This window comes from Azospirillum sp. ST 5-10 (genome assembly GCF_051225715.1).
Lineage (GTDB): Bacteria > Pseudomonadota > Alphaproteobacteria > Azospirillales > Azospirillaceae > Azospirillum.
Genome location: NZ_JBPJSP010000022.1, coordinates 1 through 24,450, shown reverse-complemented (window position 1 = coordinate 24,450; position 24,450 = coordinate 1). Strand labels below are relative to the sequence as shown.

The following is a 24,450-nucleotide window of genomic DNA, read 5'->3' as shown; positions in this document are numbered from 1 at the left end:
GTTGCTGAGGCCAGGCGGCATCCTAGACGGGAGGGAGCGGGCGGTACAGGACGCAGGCGTCGCGGAACGGGCTGTCCGGCAGCAGCAGCAGGTCGGGCCGCGCCCCCGGCACCACGTCGTTGGCCGGCGCTCCCCAGGTGCGGCGCGGCAGCGACGTTGCGGCGCGCAGCACCGCTTCCATCGGCACCCCGGCCTCGCGCAGGGCCATCATCTCGTCCACCAGGGCGCGGCCGTGCGGCACGCCGTGGCTGCCGGCGTCGGAGCCGCAGATCACCGCCACGCCCATCTGGTGGGCGAGCGCGACGTGCTCGCGGTGGCTCTCGACGATGGCGCGGATGGTCGCCACCACCTCGGACGGCCAGCCCGCATGCTGCGGGTGCGCCGCCTGGAAGGCGACGGGGGAGAAGGTGGGGACCCAGGCGATGCCCTCGCCGGCCATGCGCTCCAGCACGGCGTGGGACATGAAGAAGCCGTGCTCGATGGAGCCGATGCCGGCGGCCACCGCGACCTCCAGCCCGGCGGCACCGCTGCAGTGGGCCAGCGTCGGCCGGCCGTGGGCGCGGGCGCGTTCGACGATGAGGCGCAGCGCGTCGGCGTCGAACTGGGGCGCGCCGGGGACCGTTCCCTTGGCGAAGTCGATGATGCCGGTCAGCAGCACCTTGACGTCGTCGCTGCGCTCCGCCAGCTCGTCCACCGCGGCGCGGATGGCGTCGTCGTCGGCCACCTCGCGGCCCATGAAGCCGCCGTAGCGGCCGGGCCGGCGCAGCGCCACGCCGGCCGAGCGCACGCGGATGCCGGGCCGCCCGTTCGCCTCGTCGCGAACCTGGTGGTTGACGCCCCAGCGGTCGCCGACGTCGCGCACCAGCCCGACGCCGGAGGCCCGCGCCTGGGCGAGGCTGCGCCGCGCCGTCTCCACCATGGCGTCGCGGTCGGCCTTCATGGCGGCGGCGCGGGCCGCGGTGTCGAGCAGGCCGCCGTCGAGGAACAGGTGGGCGTGCGCCTCCACCAGGGTCGGCATGGCGAAGGCGGCGTCCCGCGGCGTGTCCGGCGCCACCGGCTCGACGGCGCGCAGGGCGCCGTCGGCGAAGCGGAGCGCGTAGGGACCGCCGTCGTGCTGGCGCTCCCCGTCGAAATAGCTGCCGACGACCAGGGTCTCCATGGCGTCAGGCCTTGTAGAGCTTGCGCACGGCGCGCAACGCGTTGCTGCCGCTCTGTTCCAGGAAATTGCGGTAGGCGGTCAGCACGTAGCTGTCGTCGGGCAGCGGGTGGTAGGCGCGCCACGGCGTCCCCAGCACCGTGTCGAAGCCGTGCGGAACCGCCAGCGTCAGGAAGGCGCACTCCAGCCCGTGCTTGAGGTCGGAGCCGTCGGCCGCTTTCGCTGGCAGTTGCTGGCCGATGTTGGAGAGGCCGCCCATCATGTGGATGCCCTTGAGGTCGGCATCCTCGCCGATGAGGCGCACCGCGTCCAGGGTGGCGCGGTTGAGGCCGGCGGTGTCGGCGATGATGGCGCTGACCGACAGGTCGACGAAGACGTCGTCCATCGCCATGCCGTGCTCGGCGGCCAGCCGGAGCGCGCAGCGCCGGGCCGTGGAGGCGATCTCGTCGGCCGTCTTGTTGCTCTTGGCGACGCCGTCCTCGACCCGTTCCGAGGCCATGAGGATGACCTTGAAGGGGCCGAGCGGCCGGTAGAGGTCCATCAGGTCCCAGCGGTGCTCGGTGATCGAGTTGACGATGGGCGGCGCCCCGCCGGCCTTCTCCCGATCGTAGGTCTTCAGGCAGATCTCCTGCACCGCGGCGCTGGGGAAGTCGAAGGAGAGCGGCACCGTGACCACCGCCTGGATGGCGCGGATCACCTCGGCCATGAAGTGCGGATCGGTCAGCGCGCGGGCGCCGATGTTGACGTTGAGGTAGCGGGCTCCGGCCTCGGCCTGGCGGACGGCCAGCGCCTGGATGCCGGCGATGTCCTCGGTGTCGAACAGCGCCTTGGTGCTCTTGAAGCCGGGGTTGATGCGCTCGCCGATGACGGCGATGGCGAAGCCGTGGGCCTGGGTCATGACGGGGTCCTAAAGCCGATGTTGGTCAGGAATCGCTTCTGGAAGTCGGCGCGGGTGCTCAGCTCGACGTAGCGGCAGCGCGCCGCGAGGTCGCGGGCGCGGTCGCGCGCCAGGGTCGAGGCCAGCATGCGGCGGATGCCGAGCCCGGCGGCGTTGCCGACCTGGGCGAACCGGTCGGCGGGCAGGTCGGGGAACAGGCCGATGGCGATGCCGCTGGCGACGTCGATGTAGGCGCCGAAGGCGCCGGCGATGACGAACCGCTCGATGGCGTCGGCCTCCAGCCCCGCCTGGTGCAGCAGCAGGTCGACGCCGGTGCGGATCGCCGCCTTGGCGAGCTGCACGGCGCGGACGTCGTCCTGTGTGAAGAGGACGCCGGGGGCCAGCTCGGCGGCGCGCTTTCCGCCATGCTCGCGCACCAGCGCGTGGCCGGCGGCCAGCCGCCCGCGCGCGTCCACCGCCGCGACCCGGCGCAGCCCGGCCAGCGCGTCGAGCACGCCGGAGCCGCACAGCCCCACCGGCTCCTTGCCGCCGATGGTCGCCACCGTAAGGCGTCCGTCCTCGACCCGCACCCGTTCGATGGCGCCCTCGGCCGCGCGCATGCCGCAGGCGATGTGCCCGCCCTCCAGCGCCGGTCCGGAGGGGCAGGAGGCCGACAGGATCGTGCCGGCGTGGATCAGCGAGATCTCGGTGTTGGTGCCGATGTCCATGACCAGCGCGGTGCCGGCGCCGGACCACCGGTCCTCGGTCGCCAGCAGGGCGGTGACGTGGTCGCCGCCGACGAAGCCGCCGACGTTGGGGGCCATGTGCACCCAGGCTCCCGGCGCGGTGCGCAGGCCGAGGTCGCGGGCGCGCACGTCCATGGCGTCGCGCACCGCCGCCACGAAGGGCGCGCGGCCCAACTGGCGCACCGGCAGCCCCAGCAGCAGGTGGTGCATGGCGGTGTTGGCGCACACGGCGACGTCGGCGAGGTCGTCGGGCGTGGCCCCGGCGGCCAGGCACAGGTCGTGGGACAGCGCATCGATGGCGGCCACCGCGGCGCGGCGCAGCTCCTCGGCCTCGGCCTCGCCGCGCACCGCGTGGTTGATGCGGCTGACGAGGTCGGCGCCCCAGGCGGTCTGCGGGTTCTCGATGCCGAGGCCGGCGACGCGCGCGCCGCTTTCCAGGTCGACCAGGAAGCCGGCGACGTTGGTGGTGCCGAGATCGACCGCCAGGCCCAGGGTGCGACTTCCCGCCGGCGCCACGCCGATCACCTCGCGGCCGCGGATGCGGGCGCGCACCGACCAGCCGCCGTCGCGCAGCACCGCCGGCAGGCGGCGCGCCGCGGCGAGGTCGACGGAGTCGACGGGGAGGGGAAGCGCGCGGGCGATGCGGTCGACGTCGCCGGCGGTGTCGGCGAGCGTGGCTTCCCGCACCGTCACGTCGCACACCCGGACGGCGGGGGCGAGCGGCAGGGTCTCGGCGGCGCGGGCGTCGGCCTCCGCGCGCACCACGGGGGCGAGCGAGCGCGCCGCCACCTCGACCACGCAGTCGCCGCGGGGCACCGCCTGGCAGGCGCGCCGCCATTTGCGGCTGCGCGTCTCGTGCACGCCGTCCTCGACGACGCGCACGGCGCAGGTGCCGCAGGTGCCGCGGCCGCCGCAGGCGCCGACGATGCGCACCCCGGCGCGCCGGGCGGTCTGGAACACCGTCTCCCCGGCCAGGGCCGGCACGGTGCGGTGGAGCTGGGGAAAGCGCAGGACGCGGTCGGTCATCGGAGGGGGTCCGGATCGGCGGGGACTTGGCTGCTGCGGACCCCCACCCAAACCCTCCCCCACTTCGCGGGGGAGGGCTCAACTCCTCCCCCCGCGCAGTGGGGGGAGGTCGGGAGGGGGGGGCGGTGCGGACACGTCTCACGCATCCACCCGCTCCTTGGCCATGGCGCACCGCGGCGCCGTCGGGCAGTCGTCGCAGCGCGACCAGCGGGCGGGCGGCAGGTCGATCCCGGCGCCCAGCACCATCGACGCCGACTTGTGCGGGGTCAGCGCCAGCCCGGACGTCACGGCGACGCCGATGCCCTCGGCCCCGGCCAGCCGCAGCACCGCCGGCTGGGCGTCGAGGCCGAGGCCGGGGTCGCCGGGGCGCAGCTCGCCGGCCATGCTCAGGCCCCGGCGGCGGGCGTCGGCCAGCATGCGGTCCTGGAGGCGGCGCGCCGTCTCCCGCAGCAGCGCGTTGCCGATCGCGTCGAGCGCCAGCGCCAGCGACATCCTGCGCTCGGCGAACAGGGCGGCGACGCGCCGCTCCAGCCGCGGGCCGATGGTGCACGCCGCGCAGGCGAGGTGGGTCAGCGTGCCGGACTCCGGAACCAGCCGGCCGGCGGCCAGCGCCGCGCCGCCGGCCCGCAGCACCGCGCCCGGCGGGCCGTCGAGCGCCACGAAGCGCCAGGCGGAGCGCGGCTCGGCCAGCCCCTCCCGCTGCGCCAGCTCCGCCGCCTCGCGGCGGAAGCGGTCCTGCACCCCGGTCGCCACCCCGGTCGCCACCCCCGTCGCCACCCCCGTCGCCATCGCCGTCAGCCGCCGTACGTGCGCGCGGCGTCGAACATGGCGCGCACGTTGGCCACCGGCGTCTCGTCGGGGATGCCGAAGGCGCAGTCGAGGATCAGCCGGCCGCCCTTGTGGAAGACGTTCTCGGCGAGGTGACGCACCGCGGCGTCGACCTCGTCCGGCGTGCCGGTGGTCATCAGCGACGGCGACAGGTTGCCGCGCAGGGCCACCACGTCGCCCAGCACCTCGAAGGCGCGCACCATGTCGGTGCGCTCGAACCAGTAGACGCACGTGCCCGGCGGCACGTCGCGGATGATCTCCAGGCGCTTGGTGCAGTCGGATTCCCACATCGGCATGGGGATCAGGCCGGCGTCGATCAGGCCGACCAGCATCTCCCGGAAGCTCGGCCACCAGAAGGTCTCGAACTGCTTGCCCGACATGAAGGCGTCGGGGGCCCAGTGCACGGGGATGAAGACGAAGGGATTGCCCGACGCCCGGCAGCCGGCGATGGCATGGCGCAGCAGGAAGACGCGGGCCTTGTCGAGCAGGGCCAGCAGCTTGTCCTTGTTGCGGAACAGGTCCTTCATCATGCCGGTGGCGCCGCGGAAATAGTCGGCGACGAAGTCGTAGGGCGACACCGAGGTGGTGGTGTAGCTCACGGGGTAGCCCAGCGCCGCCATCCGTGCCGTGAAGTCGGCGTGGTGGGCGGCGAAGCGGTCGACCTCCTCGGCCGCCTTGATCACCTTCTCCAGCGCGGCGCGCACGGAGGGCTTGGCGAAGGCGCGGATGCCGCCGATCAGGCGGAAATAGTGCAGGCCGGGGAAGCTCGGCAGGTCCTCGAACCCCTCGAAGGCGCCGGCGACGCGGGGCAGGTACTTGGAGAGGTAGAAGCCGGTGGGGTCGAACAGGAACTCGTCGTACTCCTCCGGCTTCATGTATTCGCGGTCGATGTACTGGTAGGGCTGGTCGTCGGCGACGCCGTGGCCGGGCCACTGCAACTGCTTGAAGCCGATCGCCTCCAGGGCGTTGCCCGAGGCGACGCCGAGCACCATCGGGCTGTGCACGTCCGGCTCGAACTCCCGGAGCGCCCGCTCGGCGACGGCCTTGGTGCCCTCGTAGTCGTACATCAGCTCCTTGCAGGTGATGCCGGCGTACTTGGCGAGCCAGAAGGTCGGCTGCATGCCGATGGGCATGCGGTCGGGCTGTTTCAGCGCCACGCAGTCCATGACGCGCTGCCAGCGCGCGTCGTAGGCGGCCTTGGCCTCCGGCGTCTGCTCGTAGGCGCTCATGCCGCCACCCCCACCCAGCGCTTGCACAAGGAGACCGCGTCGACCGCGTTGGTGCCGAAAGCGTCGGCGCCGGTGTAGCCGCGCACGGTCTCGTCGATCTGGCCGCCGCCGATCATGATCTTGATCCGCTCGCGCAGGCCCGCCCCCTCGATGGCGGCGATCGTCTCCTTCATGCTGTCGAAGGCCAGGGTCAGGAAGCCGGAGAGGCCGACCACGTCGGGCTTGTAGGCGTCGATCTCCTCCAGGAAGGTCTTGACCGGCACGTCGACGCCGATGTCCTTCACCTCGAAGCCGTTGATGTCGAGCATGAAGCTGACGATGTTCTTGCCGATGTCGTGCAGGTCGCCGTGCACCGTGCCGATCAGCACGCGGCCCAGCTTCTTCGGCTCCTCGCCCGGCGCGTGCGTGATCAGCGGCTTGGCGATGGCGCCGATGGTCTCCAGCATCTCGCCGGCCAGCACCAGTTCGGGCAGGAAGTATTCCCCCTCCTCGAAGCGGCGGCCGACGATGTCCATGCCGGCGCGGCACAGCTCGAGCACCCGCAGCGGGTCCGCCCCCTCCTCCAGCAGCATGCGCTTGGCAAGGGCGACGGCGTCGTCCTCGTTCATGTCGGCCAGCCACTCCACGAGCCGGCGTTCGTCTTCGGTCATCCCATCCATCGGCGTCTTCCCCGTCTGTGGCCGCACGCTCACGCGGCCGCCGTTGCGTTTCTCAGGCCCGATTCGACGATGGCGTCGGCCAGCACGCCCTCGTTGCGGTGCCCCATCAGGTGCACTCCCGAGACCCCCTCCATCTCCGCCAGCGCCCGCATGGTCTCGACCAGGATGCGCCGGCCCTCGGCCTTCTGGTCGGCGGAGCGTGCGATGCGGTCGGTGACCGCGGCCGGGACGTGCACGCCCGGCACGTTGGCCGCCATCCAGCGCAGCGCCTTGGCGCTGCCCAGCGTGCCGACCCCGACGATCAGCGCGCAGCGCCGGTGCAGCCCGCGCCCCCGCACCTCCCGCAGGAAGGCGGCGAACCGGGGCAGGTCGAAGCAGAACTGGGTCTGGATGAACTGGGCCCCGGCCTCGACCTTGCGCTCCAGGTTGTCGACGCGGTCGATGAAGGGCGGCACGAAGGGGTTGGCGGTGGCGCCGATGAAGAGGTCCGGCGGCACCTCGATCGCCCGGCCCGAGGCGAAGGCGGCGCGGTCGCGCATGTCGCGGGCGATGCGCAGCAGCGACACCGCGTCCAGGTCGAACACCGGCTTGGCCTCGGGGTGGTCGCCGCGGCTGACGTGGTCACCGGTGAGACACAGGATGTTGCGCACGCCCAGCGCGGCGGCGCCCAGGATGTCGCCCTGCACGGCGATCCGGTTGCGGTCGCGGCAGGCGATCTGCGCCACCGCCGGCAGCCCGTCGCCGGCCAGCACGGCGGCGGCGGCGACGCTCGACATGTGGCAGTTGCCGCCGGCGCCGTCGGTGACGTTGACGGCGTCCACCAGGCCGTGGAAGCGCCGCGCCCGCTCGACCAGGGCGGCGGGGTCGGCGCTGTCGGGCGGCGCCACCTCCACCGTCACCAGGAAGCGGCCGGAGCGCCAGGCCTGCTCGAACCCGTGCAGCGGGCGCTCGCGCGGCGGCGGTGCCGCGGGCACGGGCGCCACCGGGTCGCGCCCCTCCATCAAGGGGACCCAGGTGGAGCGGCCGCCGCGGCGGTGGTCGATGGCGGGCAGGGGCGCGGCGGCGGCGGGAATGCGCTTGCGGCCCTCGGTCGCCTCCACCCACACGCAGCGCATGGCGGGGTCCACCTCGCAGGCGCCGTCGGGACGCACGCCGCCGCACGGACCGTTGCGCATGGCCTTGGCGCAGTTGGTGGGACAGGCCATGCCGGTGGCGGACAGCACGCACTGGCCGCACATCCGGCAGTCGAACAGGAGGCGTTTGGATGCGCGCTCGGCCGGCAGGAGCAGCCGCTCGGCGCGCGCCGCCCCCAGCCGGCGCACCGCGCCGCCCAGCCGCGGCGCCAGCCGGGCGCAGGCGTCGTAGACGCGCTTGAGGCCGCGGGCGTGCCGCACGCTCCAGTGCCTGACCGCTTCCATCGGCTGCCGGTCCTATCCAATGCGTACAATCGGGGGCGAAAATCCGCCGAATTCCGCTTTCGAGGGCGATGATCCGGCGTTCGACCGTCCTTGATGTATACAATGAGAGAGGCTGGCGAAATGATCTGGATCAATGACAGTCGGCCGCAAAAGCGGTCACTCAGGCCCGCCTCCGCGGAACGGGCGCTGGCATGGGACGGGGGAGGGCGCAAATTCCGTGCGCCTTGCTGACAGTCAGCGCTCTTCCATTCCGGCCCGGCTCATTGTATCCAATTCGGCGCGCAACCCTTTCCGAATAGCGACGCACGCCGAATCGATAGGCGCCGCCGCGGCGGAAACGGTATGGTTGGCCGGCAAAGCAGTCATGGAGCGCCGCAAACGGCGCCGAGCAGGGGAGGACAGTGGATGAACCGCCGGGCTTTGTATCCAGTGCAGGCCGCTGCACGCAGCGACGACGGCGCCCGATGACGGTCCGGCCGACGCTCGTCCTGCTGCCGGGCCTGCTGTGCGACGCCTCCGTCTGGGCGCACCAGGCGGCGGCGTTCGCCGCCACTCACGAGGTCGTCGTTCCCGTCTTCCGCGGCTACGAGTCCATCCCCGCCATGGCGGCGTCGGTCCTCGACCGCGTGCCCGGGCCCTTCGCCCTGGCCGGCCATTCCATGGGCGGCCGGGTGGCGCTGGAGGTGGTGCGGCGGGCGCCGGACCGGGTGGAGCGGCTGGCCCTGCTCGACACCGGCGTGCATCCCCGCAAGCCGGGCGAGGAGGCCGCGCGCCAGGCGCTCGTCGATCTCGCCCACGCCGAGGGGATGGAGGCGCTGGCGCGGCGCTGGCTGCCGCCGATGGTCCACCCCGACCGGGTCGCCGAGCCGGACCTGATGGGGCCGCTCACCGCCATGGTGTGCCGCGCCACCCCGGCCGTCTTCGCCGGCCAGGTCCGTGCCCTGCTCGACCGGCCGGACGCGTCCGCCCAGCTCGCCGCGATCCGCTGCCCGACGGCCCTGGTCGTCGGCCGCCAGGACGGCTGGAGTCCGGTCGCCCAGCACGAGCCGATCGCCGCCGCCATCGCCGGGGCGACCCTCACCGTCGTCGAGGACTGCGGGCACATGGCGACGGTGGAGCGGCCGGAGGCCGTCACCGAGGCCCTGCGGGGCTGGCTGCAATCATGAACGCCGCACCGCAAGGGGCGGCCCCATACATTCGGGAGGCAATCGATGCTCAACAGGCGTAGCGTTTCCCTGGCGGCACTGGCCGCCGTCGCCGGCACCCTGGCCTTCGGGCCGCCGCCGGCGCTGGCGGCCGACACGGTGAAGGTGGGGCTGATCCTGCCGATGTCGGGGCCCTTCGCCTCGACCGGCCGGCAGATCGAGGCGGCGGCGCGCCTCTACATCGAGCAGCACGGCAAGGACGTCGCCGGCAAGACGGTGGAGCTGGTCGTCAGGGACGACACCGGCGTCGCCGACCTCACCAAGCGCCTGGCCCAGGAGCTGGTGGTCAACGACCGCATCGCGGTGCTGGCCGGCTTCGGCCTGACGCCGCTGGCGCTCGCCGCCGCCCCCATCGCCACCCAGGCCAAGGTGCCGGAGATCGTCATGGCGGCGGCCACCGCCACCATCACCGAGGCCTCGCCCTACATCGTCCGCACCAGCTTCACCCTGCCCCAGGCGGCGGTGCCGCTGGCCGCCTGGGCGCCCAAGCACGACATCCACAAGGTGGTGACCCTGGTCAGCGACTACGGCCCCGGCATCGACGCGGAGAAGGCGTTCAGCGCGGAGTTCACCAAGGCCGGCGGCACCGTCGAGAACCTGCGCGTGCCGTTGCGCAACCCCGACTTCTCGCCGTTCCTGCAGCGGGTCGCCGACGCCAAGCCGGACGCCCTGTTCGTCTTCGTGCCGTCGGGGGTCGGCGCCCAGTTCATGAAGCAGTTCGTCGAGCGCGGCCTCAACGACTCCGGCATCAAGCTGATCGGCACCGGCGACATCACCGACGACGACCTGCTGAACGACATGGGCGACGTGGCGCTCGGCGTCGTCACCACCCACCACTACTCCGCCGCCCACCCGTCGTCGGAGAACGAATCCTTCGTCGAGGCCTTCAAGAAGGCCAACGGCGGCATGCGGCCGAACTTCATGGCGGTCGGCGGCTACGACGGCATGCACCTGGTCTACGAGGCGCTGAGGAAGACCGGCGGCGACGCCGCCGGCCCGGCCCTGGTGGAGGCCATGAAGGGCATGTCCTGGACCAGCCCGCGCGGCCCCGTGTCGATCGATCCCGAGACCCGCGACATCGTCCAGAACATCTACGTCCGCAAGGTCGAGCGCACCGCCGGCGAGCTGCACAACGTGGAGTTCGACATGATCGCCGAGGTCAAGGACCCGGTGAAGGCGGCGAAGAAGTAGGCGGCGGACGGAGGCGCAGCGGCGGTCCCCCCTCCCGACCTCCCCCCACTGCGCGGGGGGAGGAGATGAGCCCTCCCCCGCGAAGTGGGGGAGGGTCGGGTGGGGGGCCGATGCGACACCTCCCGCCACCCGGATCCAGACGATGCGGAGCACTGCATGTTGACCCTGCTGTTCGACGGCATCGCGTACGGGATGGTGCTGTTCATCCTGTCCTGCGGCCTGTCGGTGACGCTCGGGCTGATGAACTTCATCAACCTGGCCCACGGCGCGTTCGCCATGGCCGGCGGCTACGTCACCGTGGTCGCCATGAACCATCTGGGGTGGCCGTTCCTGGCCTCGCTGCCGCTGGCCTTCGCCCTCACCGCCGCGGTCGGGCTGGTGCTGGAGCGCACCCTCTACGTCCATCTCTACGGGCGCAGCCACCTCGACCAGGTGCTGTTCTCCATCGGCCTCGTCTTCATGGCGGTGGCGGCCGTCGACTACGCCATGGGCTCGTCGCAGCAGCTCATCACCCTGCCGGCCTGGCTGCAGGGGCGGGTCGACGTGATGGGCGTCGCCGTCGGGCTCTACCGCGCCTTCATCATCGCCATCTGCGGCGTCGTCGTGGTGGCGCTGCAGCTCGTGCTGACGCGCACCCGCTTCGGCAGCCGCCTGCGCGCCGCGGTCGACGACCAGCGCGTCGCCCGCGGCCTCGGCATCAACGTCAACCTGATCTTCGCCGCCACCTTCGCCGCCGGCTCGGGGCTGGCCGGGCTGGGCGGGGCGCTGGGCACCGAGATCCTCGGCCTCGACCCGACCTTCCCGCTGAAGTTCATGATCTACTTCCTGATCGTCGTCACCGTCGGCGGCACCGCGACGATCACCGGGCCGTTCCTCGCCGCCCTGCTGCTCGGCGTGGCCGACGTGGCCGGCAAGTACTACGTGCCCGACTTCGGCGCCTTCGTCATCTACACGCTGATGATCGTGGTGCTGGTGCTGCGCCCCCAGGGCCTGTTCGCGCCGGCCCGCTGACGACACGATTTCGAGGCCGCTCCCATGACTTCCTCCCGCCTTGGCGACCGCGTCACCTCCGCGCTCCGGCGGCGCGCCCGCTGGGGGATCGGCGAGGCCGCCTTCTGGCTGCTCGCCTTCGCCGCCCTCTACCTGTTCCCCAGCCAGTACCTGATCCTCAACGAGATCGCGATCCTCGGCCTGTTCGCCCTCTCCCTCGACCTGCTGCTGGGCTACGCCGGCATCGTCTCGCTGGGGCACGCCGCCTTCTTCGGGTTGGGCGCCTACACCGCCGGGCTGCTCGCCAAGCACGGCGTGGGCGAGCCGGTGGTCGGCCTGTTCGCCGCCGCCGCCGTGGCGGCGGCCGTCGGCTTCGCCACCAGCTTCCTGGTGCTGCGCGGCTCCGACCTCACCCGCATCATGGTGACCATCGGCGTCGCCCTGGTGCTGGCCGAGATCGCCAACCAGATGGCCTGGCTGACCGGCGGCGCCGACGGCCTGCAGGGGATCATGGTGGCGCCGGTGCTCGGTACCTTCGAGTTCGACCTGTGGGGGCAGACCGCCTACGGCTACAGCCTGGTCGTCACCTTCCTGCTGTTCCTGCTGGCCCGGCGCGTCGTGTCGTCGCCCTTCGGGCTGTCGCTGCGCTCGATCCGCGACAACCCGCTGCGCGCCGGGGCGGTCGGCATCCCCGTCGGAGCCCGGCTGGTCGCCGTCTACACGCTCGCCGCCGCCTACGCCGGCATCGCCGGGGCGCTGCTGGCGCAGACCACCCAGTTCGTGTCGCTCGACGTGCTGGAATTCCACCGCTCCGCCGACGTGCTGCTGGTGCTCATCATCGGCGGCACCGGCTATCTCTACGGCGGTCTGATCGGCGCCGTGCTGTTCCGCATGGTCCAGGACCAGCTCGCCAACCTGACGCCGCAGTACTGGTACTTCTGGATCGGCCTGATCCTCGTGGTCATGGTCCTGGTGGGGCGCGAGCGCATCGTCGCCGCCCTCGGCGCCCCCTTCGCCGGGCTCGCCCGGCGCCTGCCCGGCCTGCGGAGGGCCTGAGCCATGAGCACGCCCGCGCTCGAGACCATCGGCCTGCAGAAGCAGTTCGGCGGCCTCACCGCCACCAACAACGTCCATTTCCGCCTGGAGCCCGGTGCCCGCCACGCGCTGATCGGGCCCAACGGGGCGGGCAAGACCACCTTCATCAACCTGCTGACCGGCGTGCTGGCGCCGAGCGCCGGGCGCATCCTGCTGGAGGGGCGGGAGATCACCGGCCTCGCCGCCCACCGGCGGGTGCGCCGCGGCCTGGCGCGGACCTTCCAGATCAACCAGCTCTTCGCCGACCTGACGCCGCTGGAGACGCTGGGGCTGGCGGTGTCGGAGCGCCTGGGCGGCGGCCACGACTGGTGGCGGCTGATCGGCACCAAGCGCGCCATCGTCGACGAGATCGCCGCGATCGCCGAGCGCTTCGGCCTCGGCGACGTGCTGGAGGAGCGGACGGCGACCCTGGCCTACGGCAAGCAGCGCCTCCTGGAGATCGCCATCGCCTTCGCCTGCCGCCCGCGCGTCCTGCTGCTGGACGAGCCGGCGGCCGGCGTGCCCGAGGCCGAGCGCCAGGAGATCCTGGCCGCCGTCGCCTCGCTGCCGCGCGAGGTGGCGGTCCTGCTGATCGAGCACGACATGGACCTCGTCTTCAGCTTCGCCGACCGCATCTCGGTGCTGGTCAACGGCGCCCTGTTCCGCGACGGCACGGTCGAGGAGATCGCCAACGACCCGGCGGTGAAGGCCGTCTATCTCGGGGAGGAGGCCCATGCCTGACGTCCTGACCATGGAGGCGGTCACCGCCGGCTACCGCGAGGCGGTGGTCATCTCCGGCGTCGATCTGAGCCTGCGCGAGGGCGAGGCGCTGGCGCTGCTCGGCCGCAACGGCGTCGGCAAGACGACGCTGCTCAACACCGCGGTCGGCGTCACCCGCCGCTTCGGCGGGCGGATCACGCTGGGCGGGCGCGACGTCACCCGCTGGCGGCCGGAGCAGCGCGCCGCCGCCGGCATCGGCTGGGTGCCGCAGGAGCGCAACATCTTCAAGTCCCTCACGGTGGAGGAGAACCTCACCGCCGTGGCGCGGCCGGGGCCGTGGGACGTCCGCCGCGTCTACGCCATGTTCCCGCGCCTGCGGGAGCGGCGCACCAACATGGGCAACCAGCTCTCCGGTGGCGAGCAGCAGATGCTGGCGATCGGCCGGGCGCTGGTGCTGAACCCCAAGGTGCTGCTGCTCGACGAGCCGACCGAGGGCCTCGCCCCGATCATCGTCGAGGAGCTGCTGCGGGCGCTCGGCCGCATCTTCCGCGACGAGGGCATGGCCGGCATCGTCGTCGAGCAGCACGCCCAGAAGATCCTCGCCATGACCGACCGGGCGATGATCCTCGACCGCGGCACGGTGGTCCACGTCGGCGCCAGTGCCGCGCTGCGGGACGACGCCGAGACCCTGGAACGGCACCTCGGCGTCGCCCGCAAGGCCGCCCCGCCTCCCGTCGGCCGCACCATGGCGTCGTAGGGGTGTGTTCCCTCCCCCGCCTCCGGCGGGGGAGGGAAGGGGCCCGTGCGGAGCATGGGAAGGGTGAGGGCAGGGTGTCTCCCGTCGGGCCGGCGCCTTCGCTTTGCCACGCTGGCCGTCCGGCATCCTCGCGGATCCTTGCCCCCACCCGGCCGCTTCGCGGCCACCCTCCCCCGGCGGAGCCGGGGGAGGGTTCGCGGCAAGAAATGTATCCAATATCGCCGATCCGCCGGGCGTGGGACCGCTGAAATCCCCCAAACGGATTGTGCCTCGCCCCGGCTATTGTATCCAATGACGCCCCGCGCTATTCTGTTGGCCGGCCGGATTGCGCCGGCGCATGACAATCAGAGGGCGAGGAGACGACGGATGGCGGAGACCCGGACCTATCCGCTGAACGCGTGGTACCCCGCGGCCTGGGGCCACGAGGTGGCGCGCAGCCTGACCGCTCGGACGATCTGCGAGCGCGACATCGTGCTGTACCGCCGCACCGACGGCGGCGTGGCGGCGCTGGAGGATGCCTGCTGGCACCGGCTGCTGCCGCTTTCCATGGGGCGCCTGGAGGGCGACCAGGTGGTGTGCGGCTACCATGGGCTGGTGTTCGACGCCGGCGGGCGCTGCACCCACATGCCGGCGCAGGAGACCATCAACCCGTCGGCCTGCGTGCGCGCCTATCCCGCGGTGGAGAAGCACCGGCTGGTGTGGGTGTGGCCGGGCGACCCGGCGCTGGCCGACCCGGCCAAGGTGCCCGACTTCCACTGGAACGACGGCGACGACTGGGTGGGCGAGGGCGGCACCTTCTACAGCCTGAAGTGCGACTACCGGCTGGTGGTCGACAACCTCATGGACCTGACCCACGAGACCTACGTCCACGCCGGCAGCATCGGCGACGAGGCGATCACCCGCGCCCCCTTCGAGGTCACCCACACCGAGCGCACGGTGACCGTCGCCCGCTGGATGGAGGACATCCACCCGCCCCCCTTCTGGGCCCGCCTGCTGGGCCGCCCCGGCAACGTCGACCGCTGGCAGATCATCCGCTTCGAGGCGCCCTGCATCGTCGCCGGCGACGTCGGCGTGGCGCTGACCGGCACCGGGGCGCGCCAGGGCGACCGCTCGCAGGGCGTCAACGGGCATTTCCTGGCGGCGCTGGCGCCCGAGACGGCGACCTCGTGCCACTATTTCTGGAACTTCGTGCGCAACTTCCGCAAGGACGACGCCGAGCTGACGCGGGCCATCAACCTCGGCCACGTCAACGCCGGGAAGGGCGTCTACGACCAGGACCACGTGGTGCTGGAGGCGCAGCAGAAGGCGATCGACCGCCATGCCCGGCAGCCCTTCTACGACCTCAACATCGACGCCGGCGCCCTGTGGGCGCGCCGCCTGGTGGAGCGCCTGATCGCCGCCGAGCGCGGCGGTGCGCCGCGCATGGCGGCGGAGTGACGGGCCGGCGATGTCCGCACGGAGCATGGACGACAAGCCGCGCAACGCGCAGACCGTCAAGGCGCTGCTGCAGCTCCGCGAGCTGATCCTCAGCGGCGAGCTGCCGCCGGGGGAGCGGGTGCCGGAGCTGGGCATCGTCGAGCGGCTCGGCGTGTCGCGCACGCCGATCCGGCTGGCGCTGGTGCGGCTGGAGGAGGAGGGGCTGGTGGACTGCCTGGCGACGGGCGGCTTCACCGTCCGCCGCTTCGACGAGCGGGACATCGCCGACGCCATCGAGGTGCGCGGCACGCTGGAGGGCATGGCGGCGCGCCGCGCCGCCGAACGCCGGCCGGGCCGGGACGAGCTGGCGGAACTGCGCGACTGCGTCGGCAGCCTCGACGCGCTGGTGCGGCGGACCAGCCCGGGCATCGACGGCTTCTCCGACTACATCCGCCTCAACGAGCGCTTCCACACCCGGCTGGTGGAACTGGCCGACAGCCCGGTGCTGAAGCGCTCCATCGACCGCATCCAGACCCTGCCCTTCGCCTCGCCCAACGCCTTCGTCTTCATGCAGTCGGAGCTGGCGGAATCGCGGGAGATCCTGGTCATCGCCCAGGAGCACCACCGCGCCATCCTCGAGGCCATCGAGCGTGGCGAGGGGGCGCGCGCCGAAAGCCTGGCCCGCGAGCATTCCCGCATCGCCCAGCGCAACCTCCAGATCGCCCTGCAGAACCAACACCATCGGGAGCGCATCCCCGGATCGCCGCTGATCCGGGCGCGCGAAAGCGCCTGAGCCGCGCCGGAGATCGAGACATGCCAGCCGAATCCGAATGGGGTGACGCCGTCCTGCGGTCCGTCACCGATCTGACGCCCGACATCCGCCTGTTCGAGATCGCACCGGCGGACGGCTTCGTGGCTCCCGAGCCGGGAGCCCACATCAACGTGACCGTGTTCGTCGACGGACGCCCGGACGTGCGCTCCTACTCCGTCGTCGGCCCCTGCCGCGACGGCGTCTACCGCATCGCCGTCAAGCGCATGCCCGCCGGCCGCGGCGGCTCGGCCTATCTCTGGACCCTGGAGGCGGGCGCGCGCCTGCGGATCACCGCGCCGCGCAACCTGTTCGCGCTCGGCCGCGGCCGGCCGCACTACCTGCTGGTGGCCGGCGGCATCGGCATCACGCCCATCTACGGCATGGCGCTCGCCCTGGCCGAGGGCGGGGCGGACGTGCGCCTGCTCTACGCCGTGCGCGGCCGCGCCGACCTCGCCTTCGCCGAGGAGCTGCGGCGGCGCCTCGGCGACCGCCTGGAGGTCTTCGTCGAGGCGGAGGGCGGCGCCATCGACCTCGCCGCCGCGATCGCCGGCCTGCCGGCGGGTGGGGAGCTCTACATCTGCGGCCCCATCGGCATGCTCGACGCCGCCCGCCGCCTGTGGGCGCAGAGCGGCCGCCCCGCCGCCGGGCTGCGCTTCGAGACGTTCGGCAACACCGGCCGCTTCCCGTCCGAGTCCTTCACCGTCCGCATCCCGCGCCTCGGGCGCGAGATCCTCGTGCCGCAGAACCAGACCATGCTGGACGCCCTGGAGGCGGCCGGCGTCGACATGATCCACAACTGCCGGCGCGGCGAATGCGGCCTGTGCGCCGTCGCCATCCTCGACGCCGACGGCGACGTCGACCACCGCGACGTCTTCTTCAGCGACCGGCAGAAGGCCGAGAACACCCGCCTGTGCACCTGCGTGTCGCGGGTGGCGCACGGCGGCATCACCATCGACACCGCCGACCGATAGGACGCCGAAGACGCGTCGTCGCCAACCGGACGAGAGGGAGGAGAGAGAGATGATCCATCGGCGCACCGTCGCGCTGGGCGCGGCGGCCGTCCTGGCGGTCATGGCGGCGGGCCCGATGCCCGCCGCCGCGGCCGACACGGTGAAGGTGGGGCTGATCCTGCCGCTGTCGGGGCCCTTCGCCTCGACCGGCCGGCAGATCGAGACGGCGGCCCGCCTCTACATGGCGCAGCACGGCACGGACGTCGCCGGCAAGACGGTGGAGCTGGTGGTCAGGGACGACACCGGCGTCGCCGACCTGACCAAGCGCCTGGCCCAGGAGCTGGTGGTCAACGACCGCGTCGCGGTGCTGGCCGGCTTCGGCCTGACGCCGCTGGCGCTCGCCGCCGCCCCCGTCGCCACCCAGGCCAAGGTGCCGGAGGTGGTGATGTCGGCCGCCACCTCGATCATCACCGAAGCCTCGCCCTACGTCGTCCGCACCAGCTTCACGGCGGCCCAGGTGACCGTCGCCGCCGCCGACTGGGCCGCCAGGAACGGGATCGGCAAGGTGGTGACCCTGGTGACCGACTACGGCCCCGGCATCGACACGGAGACGGCGTTCGAGGAGCGCTTCGCCGCCGCCGGCGGCACCGTCGCCGACACCCTGCGCGTGCCGCTGCGCAGCCCGGACTTTGCGCCGTTCCTCCAGAAGGTCGCCGACGCCAAGCCGGACGCCCTGTTCGTCTTCGTGCCGTCGGGGGTCGGCGCCCAGTTCATGAAGCAGTTCGTCGAGCGCGGCCTGCACGATTCGGGCATGGCCGTCCTCGCCGAGGGCAGCGTGACCGACGACGACCTGCTGAACGCCATGGGCGACGTGGCGCTCGGCATCGTGTCGTCGCACCACTATTCCGCCGCCCATCCGTCGCCGGAGAACCGCGCCTTCGTCGCGGCGTTCAGGAAGGCCAGCGGCGGCATGCGGCCGAACTTCATGGCGGTCGGCGGCTACGACGGCATGCACCTGATCTACGAGGCGCTGAGGAAGACCGGCGGCGACACCGCCGGCCCGGCCCTGGTGGAGGCCATGAAGGGGATGAGCTGGACCAGCCCGCGGGGGCCCGTGACCATCGATCCCGAGACCCGCGACATCGTTCAAAACGTCTACATCCGCAAGGTCGAGCGGGTGGACGGCGAACTCCACAACGTCGAGTTCGCCACGATCCCCGACGTCAAGGACCCGGTGAAGGCGGCGAAGAAGTAGATGCGGGAACGGCGGGGGAGGGCGGCGTCCTTCCCGCCGCCCGGGGGGCGGACCGGAAAAGAAGCAGCCGGGACAATGCGTGCATCGGACCAGGCTCCGCCCGTTCGCGACGACTCTAGGCGCCGTCACCACGCTCTGCTATCGTGCCGGCGGCAGACGTGCCTCAACGCTTCCAGGGCTCTGTGTTTATGTCAGGCCTCGGTGCAGCGCCCCTCGATTTCGCCATTCTTGACGCGCTCGACAGCGGGGCGGTCATTCTGGACGCCCGGCACTGCGTGCGTCATTGGAACGCCTGGATGGTCGCCGCCTCCGGGGTCGCCGCCGCCACCCTCCTCGGCCGGCCGCTGTGGGAGGGACTGTCCGCGCTGGCGGCGCCCGGCCTGCGGGAGGCCGTCGACGACGCCCTGTCGTCCGGCTTCGCCCGGCAACTCACCGCCGTCCTGCACGACCGCATCTTCCCGTTGTGTTGCTTCGACGGGCGGCCGCTGGTCCACAACGTGGTGGTCCGTCTGCTGGACCAGGGACCCGAGCCGCTCTGCCTGATCCAGGTCCACGACATCACGGCCCGCTGGGAGACCGAGCAGGCGTTGCGCCGCAGCGAGGCGCGGGCGCGGGTCCAACTGGCCGAGGTGGAGGCGCTCTACCGGACGGCGCCGATCGGTCTCGGGCTGTTCGACCGCGACATGACCTTCCTGCGCGTCAACGAGGCGCTGGCGGACATCAACGGGCTGCCGGTGGAGGCGCACCTCGGGCGCTCCGCCTGGGACGTCGTTCCCGCCCTGCGGCCCGTGACCGGACCGCTCTTCGCGCGCGTCTTCGACACCGGCGAGGCGATCCGCAACAACGAGGTGCGCGGCACCACGCCACGCGAACCCGACGTGGAACGCTGCTGGATCGAGGATTTCTACCCCCTGAAGGACGCCGACGGGACCGTCGTCGCCGTCGGCGTCATGGTCCGCGAGGTCACCGAGCAGAAGGCGCTGGAGGAGCGGGCGCGCCTGCTCAACGCCGAGCTCGGCCACCGGATCAAGAACCTGTTCACGATGATGGAGGCCCTGATGCACCAGTCGGCGCGCACGGCGCCGACGCTTTCCGATTTCCTGGAGCGGTTCGGCGGGCGGCTGCGGGCGCTGGCGGCGGCGCAGGACCTGCTGACGGCCAGCCACGGCGCCGTGGCGGTGCCGCTGCCCGTCCTCGCCCGCACGGCCCTCGCCCCGTTCGTCGGGGGCGACGGGCGTGCACGCCTGGACCTCGACGAGGTCGCCGTCACCGCCGACGTGGCGTCGGACCTCGCCCTGGCGCTCCACGAGCTGGCGACCAACGCCACGAAGTACGGCGCGCTTTCCGTGCCGGAGGGCAGGGTCGTCCTCGCCGGCAGCCTCGACGCCGAGGGCACCGTGCTGCGCCTGGAATGGCGGGAATCGGGCGGCCCGGCGGTGACGGCCCCCGGCCGCAAGGGGTTCGGCACCCGGCTCCTGGAGCGCACCGTCGCCGCCCGGCCGGGCGGCCGGGCGGAGATGGACTGGTCCGCCACCGGTCTGGTGTGTCGGATCGACCTGCCGCACCGTCCCTAGGTTCCAGAGCGGGATCACTCCAGGTGATCCCACCTGGAGTGATCCCGCTCTAAATTCAAATCTTTAGAGCAAGATCGCTTTCCCGCTCCGCTTGCGCTGCGCCGGCGCAACGCCATGCCGGCCCTCCTGTTGTGAGGCAGACCGAAGCCTCGCCAGCGGGAGCCTGCATGACGACGCCCTTCACGCCCGCGCGCCGGCTGTGCGCGTTCGCCGTCCTCGCCGTCCTGCTCGCAGCACCCTCCACCCGGGCGCAGACGCCCGCCGGCCCGCCGCCGGCGGTGGCGGTGGAGACGGTGCGCCGCGCCGACGTCACGCCGTCGGAAGCCTTCGTCGGCCGCACCGAGGCGCCGCAGTCCTACGAGGCGCGGGCGCGGGTCACCGGCGCGGTCGAGCGGGTCGCCTTTGACGAGGGCCAGGACGTCGAGGAGGGGCAGCTCCTCTACGTCATCGAGCCGGCCCCCTACCGGGCCGGGCTCGCCCAGGCCGAGGCCCGGCTGCAGCGCGCCCAGGCGCAGCTCCGCGAGGCCCAGCAGGCCTACGCCCGGGCCGAGGAGCTGAGCCAGCGCGGCAACGTCAGCGAGGCGGCCCTCCAGGAGGCCCTGGCGGCCCGGGAAACGGCGGCGGCCGACGTCAAGGCGGCCGAGGCCGAGGTGCAGCGGGCGCGGCTCGACCTCGACTACACGGAGGTGCGCTCTCCCATCGCCGGCCGCATCGGCGCCACCGCGGTGACCCAGGGCAACCTGGTCGGGCCGGACAGCGGCGTGCTGGCGACGGTCGTCCGGCTCGACCCGATCCGCGTCGTCTTCTCCGTCAGCGACCGCGACCTCCTGGCGGTGCAGCGGCGCTTCGGGGCCCGTTCGCCGGCGGAGCTGGTCGGCCGCTTCACGCCGACCCTGGAGCTGGCCGACGGCGAGACCTACGGCGAACCGGGCCGCATCGCCTTCGTCGACAACCGCATCGATCCGGCGACCGGCACGGTGACGGTGCGCGCCGAGTTCCCCAACCCCGACCGCACCCTGCTGCCCGGCCAGTACGTCACCGTCCGCGTCCGGCCGCAGCAGACGACGGAGCGGCCGGTGGTGCCGGTCACCGCCGTGCAGCGCGACCGCGACGGGCCGTTCGTGCTGGTGGTCGGGCCGGAGAACCGGGTCGAGGCGCGCCGCGTCGCGCTGGGGACGCAGGTCGGACAGACCTTCGCCGTCCGCAGCGGGCTCGAAGCCGGGGACACCATCGTCGTCCAGGGACAGCAGAAGGTCCAGCCGGGCATGGCGGTGAACCCGATACCGGCGGAGCAGACGGCCGAGGCCACGACCGGTGACGCCCCCGGTGAGTCCCGATGATCTCCGGCCTGTTCATCCGCCGCCCCAACCTGGCCATCGTGCTGTCGGTCGCCGCCCTGGTGGCCGGGCTGCTGGCGCTGGGCGCCATCCCGGTGGCGCAGTTCCCGGCGATCACGCCGCCGTCGGTGCAGGTGTCCGCCAGCTATCCCGGCGCCAGCGCCGCCGTCGTCGCCGAGAGCGTGGCCGCCCCCATCGAGGCGCAGGTGAACGGCGTGCCGGGCATGCTCTACATGTCCTCCAGCAGCTCCGACAGCGGCTCCTACGCCCTGACGGTGACGTTCGAGGTGGGGACCGACCCCGACCTCGCGGCGATCGAGGTGCAGAACCGCGTCCAGCTCGCCGAGGCCATGCTGCCGTCCACCGTGCAGCGCCAGGGCGTGACGGTGCGGCCGCGTTCCACCAACATGCTGATGGGCGTCAATCTCTACGCCGCCGAAGGGGCGGACCTCAGCCCGCTCTTCATCGGCAACTACGCCAACCTGTCGGTGCGGGACGCCGTCGCCCGGCTGGACGGCGTGGGCGACGCGCAGGTGCTGGGCAGCGCCACCTACTCCATGCGGATCTGGATGAATCCGGACCGCATGACGGCGCGCGGGGTGACGGCCGCCGACATCGTCGCCGCGGTGCAGGCGCAGAACGCCCAGGCGCCGGCCGGACAGATCGGCGCCCCGCCGATCGGCGACGCCCAGGGCCAGCAGCTCACCATCCTCGCCGAGGGGCGCCTGGAGGAGGCCGAGGCCTTCGGCCGGATCATCGTCCGCACCAATCCCGACGGCGGCGTCGTCCGCCTGGGCGACGTCGCCGAGGTGGAGCTGGGGGCGCAGACCTACGCCTCCACCTCGCGCCTCAACGGCCGGCCGTCGGCGATGCTGGTGGTCTACCAGTCGCCCGAGGCGAACGCCCTGGAGGTGGCCGAGCGCGTGCGGGCCGAGCTGGAGCGCCTGTCCGGCAGCTTCCCCGAGGGGCTGGACTACGCCGTCGTGTTCGACACCACGCGCTTCGTCGAGGCGACCATCGAGGAGATCGTCCTGACCCTCGGCGTCACCTTCCTGCTGGTGGTCGGCGTCACCTACCTGTTCCTGCAGGACGGCCGTTCGACCCTGATCCCGACCCTGGCGATCCCGGTGTCGCTGGTCGCCACCTTCGCCGTGCTCTACGTCGCCGGCTTCAGCGCCAACACGATCACCCTGTTCGCCCTGATCCTCGCCATCGGCCTGGTCGTCGACGACGCCATCGTCGTGGTCGAGAACGTCCGCCACGTCATGGAGGCGGAGCCGGACCTGGCGCCGGCCGCCGCGGCGCTGCGGGCGATGCGCCAGGTCACCGGGCCGATCGTCGCCTCCACCCTGGTGCTGGCGGCGGTGTTCGTGCCGGTGGCCTTCCTGCCCGGCATCACCGGCCAGCTCTACAGCCAGTTCGCGGTGACCATCACCGTGGCCTTCCTCATCTCCGGCGTCGTCTCGTTGACCCTCAGCCCGGCGCTGTGCGCCGTCATCCTGCGGCCGGTCCGGCCGCGCCGCCGCGGGCCGCTCGCCGCCTTCGAGCGGGTGCTGGAGCGCACGCGCGCCGGCTACGGCCGCCTGGTCGGCGTGCTGGCGCGGCGCCTCGCGCTCACGGCCGTGCTGTTCCTGGCGGTCGCCGGCGCCGCCTACGGCTTCCTGCGGGTGCTGCCCGGCGGCTTCCTGCCGGCCGAGGACCAGGGCTACTTCTTCGTCAACGTCCAGCTTCCCAGCGCGGCGGCGCTGAACCGGACCGAGGAGGTGATGGAGCGGGTCGCCGCCATCGTCGGCGACGCCGAGGGGGTGGCCGACGTGATCGGCGTCACCGGCTTCAGCCTGCTCGGCGGCGGCGGCTCCAACGCCGGCCTGGCGATCGCCGTGCTGGAGCCGTGGGCGGACCGCGGCCCGGAGGAGAGCGTCGATGCGCTGATCCGCACCCTGCAGGCGCGCTTCATGGCGATCCCCGAGGCGACGGTGTTCGCCTTCAACCCGCCCTCGGTGCCCGGCGTCGGCGCCACCGGCGGCTTCGACTTCCGCCTCCAGGCGCTGTCGGACGCCTCGCCGCAGGATCTGGCGGCGGTGTTGCGGGGCCTGCTGGTCGCCGCCAACCAGGAGCCGGCGATCGGCTCGGCCTTCAGCACCTACACCGCCGACGTGCCGCACCTGTTCCTGGAGCTGGACCGCACCAAGGCGGCGCTCCTCGGGATCACGCCGGCCGCCGTCTACGAGACGCTGCAGGCCCATCTCGGCTCGGCCTACGTCAACGACTTCCCGCGCGGCGGCCGGATCTACCAGGTGCGCATCCAGGACCTGCCGCAGTTCCGCCGGACGCCCGCGGCCATCGAGCGCCTGCACGTCCGTTCGGCCTCGGGCGAGCTGGTGCCGCTGTCGAGCATCGCCCGCGTCGTCCCGGATCTCGCCCCCGACACCATCAGCCGCTACGACCAGGCGCTGTCGGCGCAGATCAACGGCCAGACCGCGCCCGGCGCCACCTCCGGCGAGGCGTTGGCGGCGATGGCCGCGGTCGCTGACCGCACCCTGCCGGCCGGCTACGGCTATGTCTGGTCGGGCCTCTCCTACCAGGAGGTGCGCGCCGGCGGCGAGGCGGCGCTGGTGTTCGGGCTGGCGCTGCTGTTCGCCTACCTGTTCCTGGTGGCGCAGTTCGAGAGCTGGTTCCTGCCGGCCTCGGTGCTGCTGTCGGTGGCGGTCGCCGTCGCCGGGGCCCTGGGCGGACTGCTGCTGGCCGGCAACCCGCTGGACGTCTACGCCCAGATCGGCCTGGTTCTGCTGATCGGCCTGGCGGCCAAGAACGCGATCCTGATCGTCGAGTTCGCGCGCACCCGGCGCCACGACGGCCTGTCGGTGCACGAGGCGGCGGTGGAGGGGGCCAAGGCGCGCTTCCGCGCCGTGCTGATGACCGCCTTCGCCTTCATCCTGGGGGCGGTGCCGCTGCTGGTGGCGAGCGGTGCCGGCGCGGCCAGCCGGCGGTCCATCGGCATCACCGTGTTCGCCGGCATGCTGGCCGCCACGGTGGTGGGCATCCTGCTGGTGCCGCCCCTGTTCGCCGCGTTCCAGCGCCTGGAGGAACGGCTGACCGGCCGGCCCGGGGCGGCGCCGGCCGGTCGCAGCGGGGAGGCGGGGGAGGCCGCGCCGTGAGATACCGTCACGTTGAGCAAGCCCTATTTTCAGGGGGCGAGCTTTGGTTCGAAGGGCTTTCGGGCCTTGGCGA

General features: G+C 72.7%; 20 protein-coding genes. 13 read left to right on the top strand and 7 right to left on the bottom strand.

All coding sequences use genetic code 11. The annotated features are described in order from the left end of the window. Nucleotides 1-22: 22 nt before the first annotated feature. From ACSBPG_RS21670 to ACSBPG_RS21640, 7 genes are all read right to left on the bottom strand, one after another. The gene (locus ACSBPG_RS21670; RefSeq protein WP_435539298.1) at nt 23-1,159 is read right to left on the bottom strand and encodes an amidohydrolase family protein; all 1,137 of its coding nucleotides are present in this window, start codon (nt 1,157-1,159) and stop codon (nt 23-25) included. A gap of 4 nt (nt 1,160-1,163) precedes the next feature. Beyond that, nucleotides 1,164-2,054, bottom strand: coding sequence for a dihydropteroate synthase (locus ACSBPG_RS21665; protein ID WP_435539297.1), 891 nt, complete (start codon nt 2,052-2,054; stop codon nt 1,164-1,166). Beyond that, nucleotides 2,051-3,805 (bottom strand): ASKHA domain-containing protein, encoded by a 1,755-nt coding sequence (locus tag ACSBPG_RS21660; protein WP_435539296.1) that lies wholly within the window; start codon nt 3,803-3,805, stop codon nt 2,051-2,053. The genes ACSBPG_RS21665 and ACSBPG_RS21660 overlap by 4 nt, the downstream gene beginning before the upstream one ends. A 138-nt stretch (nt 3,806-3,943) precedes the next feature. Further along, nucleotides 3,944-4,594 carry a hypothetical protein gene (locus ACSBPG_RS21655; protein WP_435539295.1) on the bottom strand — a complete coding sequence of 217 codons (651 nt, stop codon included), beginning with the start codon at nt 4,592-4,594 and terminating at the stop codon, nt 3,944-3,946. 5 nt (nt 4,595-4,599) lie between these two features. Continuing rightward, complete coding sequence (locus tag ACSBPG_RS21650; RefSeq protein WP_435539294.1) at nt 4,600-5,862, bottom strand: uroporphyrinogen decarboxylase family protein; 1,263 nt, start codon at nt 5,860-5,862, stop codon at nt 4,600-4,602. Continuing rightward, nucleotides 5,859-6,512 (bottom strand): cobalamin B12-binding domain-containing protein, encoded by a 654-nt coding sequence (locus ACSBPG_RS21645; protein WP_435539293.1) that lies wholly within the window; start codon nt 6,510-6,512, stop codon nt 5,859-5,861. The genes ACSBPG_RS21650 and ACSBPG_RS21645 overlap by 4 nt, the downstream gene beginning before the upstream one ends. A 38-nt stretch (nt 6,513-6,550) precedes the next feature. Further along, nucleotides 6,551-7,939 (bottom strand): methylenetetrahydrofolate reductase C-terminal domain-containing protein, encoded by a 1,389-nt coding sequence (locus ACSBPG_RS21640; protein ID WP_435539292.1) that lies wholly within the window; start codon nt 7,937-7,939, stop codon nt 6,551-6,553. 464 nt (nt 7,940-8,403) lie between these two features. Between ACSBPG_RS21640 and ACSBPG_RS21635 the strand changes: the two genes are divergently transcribed. From ACSBPG_RS21635 to ACSBPG_RS21575, 13 genes are all read left to right on the top strand, one after another. After that, a complete protein-coding gene (locus tag ACSBPG_RS21635; protein ID WP_435539291.1) occupies nt 8,404-9,105 on the top strand; it encodes an alpha/beta fold hydrolase in 702 nt (233 codons plus the stop codon). 45 nt (nt 9,106-9,150) lie between these two features. Next, nucleotides 9,151-10,335, top strand: a complete 1,185-nt coding sequence (locus ACSBPG_RS21630; RefSeq protein WP_435539290.1) for an ABC transporter substrate-binding protein — start codon at nt 9,151-9,153, stop codon at nt 10,333-10,335. A gap of 156 nt (nt 10,336-10,491) precedes the next feature. Then, nucleotides 10,492-11,346, top strand: a complete 855-nt coding sequence (locus tag ACSBPG_RS21625) for a branched-chain amino acid ABC transporter permease (RefSeq protein WP_435539289.1) — start codon at nt 10,492-10,494, stop codon at nt 11,344-11,346. Nucleotides 11,347-11,370: 24 nt separating this feature from the next. Further along, the gene (locus tag ACSBPG_RS21620) at nt 11,371-12,381 is read left to right on the top strand and encodes a branched-chain amino acid ABC transporter permease (RefSeq protein WP_435539288.1); all 1,011 of its coding nucleotides are present in this window, start codon (nt 11,371-11,373) and stop codon (nt 12,379-12,381) included. A gap of 3 nt (nt 12,382-12,384) precedes the next feature. Further along, complete coding sequence (locus tag ACSBPG_RS21615; protein WP_435539287.1) at nt 12,385-13,140, top strand: ABC transporter ATP-binding protein; 756 nt, start codon at nt 12,385-12,387, stop codon at nt 13,138-13,140. Then, nucleotides 13,133-13,876, top strand: a complete 744-nt coding sequence (locus ACSBPG_RS21610; RefSeq protein ID WP_435539286.1) for an ABC transporter ATP-binding protein — start codon at nt 13,133-13,135, stop codon at nt 13,874-13,876. The genes ACSBPG_RS21615 and ACSBPG_RS21610 overlap by 8 nt, the downstream gene beginning before the upstream one ends. Nucleotides 13,877-14,242: 366 nt before the next feature. Next, complete coding sequence (locus ACSBPG_RS21605) at nt 14,243-15,313, top strand: aromatic ring-hydroxylating dioxygenase subunit alpha (RefSeq protein WP_435539285.1); 1,071 nt, start codon at nt 14,243-14,245, stop codon at nt 15,311-15,313. A gap of 10 nt (nt 15,314-15,323) precedes the next feature. Next, on the top strand, nt 15,324-16,085 hold the full coding sequence (locus ACSBPG_RS21600; protein ID WP_435539284.1) for a GntR family transcriptional regulator: 762 nt from the start codon (nt 15,324-15,326) through the stop codon (nt 16,083-16,085). 20 nt (nt 16,086-16,105) lie between these two features. After that, on the top strand, nt 16,106-17,074 hold the full coding sequence (locus ACSBPG_RS21595; protein ID WP_435539283.1) for a PDR/VanB family oxidoreductase: 969 nt from the start codon (nt 16,106-16,108) through the stop codon (nt 17,072-17,074). Nucleotides 17,075-17,123: 49 nt separating this feature from the next. After that, nucleotides 17,124-18,308: an ABC transporter substrate-binding protein gene (locus ACSBPG_RS21590; RefSeq protein ID WP_435539282.1), complete on the top strand. Its 1,185-nt coding sequence runs from the start codon at nt 17,124-17,126 to the stop codon at nt 18,306-18,308. 188 nt (nt 18,309-18,496) lie between these two features. Then, a complete protein-coding gene (locus ACSBPG_RS21585) occupies nt 18,497-19,882 on the top strand; it encodes a sensor histidine kinase (RefSeq protein WP_435539281.1) in 1,386 nt (461 codons plus the stop codon). Nucleotides 19,883-20,049: 167 nt separating this feature from the next. Further along, nucleotides 20,050-21,222: an efflux RND transporter periplasmic adaptor subunit gene (locus ACSBPG_RS21580; protein WP_435539280.1), complete on the top strand. Its 1,173-nt coding sequence runs from the start codon at nt 20,050-20,052 to the stop codon at nt 21,220-21,222. Beyond that, nucleotides 21,219-24,377, top strand: a complete 3,159-nt coding sequence (locus ACSBPG_RS21575; RefSeq protein ID WP_435539279.1) for an efflux RND transporter permease subunit — start codon at nt 21,219-21,221, stop codon at nt 24,375-24,377. Before ACSBPG_RS21580 ends, ACSBPG_RS21575 begins: the two co-directional genes overlap by 4 nt. Nucleotides 24,378-24,450 lie beyond the last annotated feature (73 nt).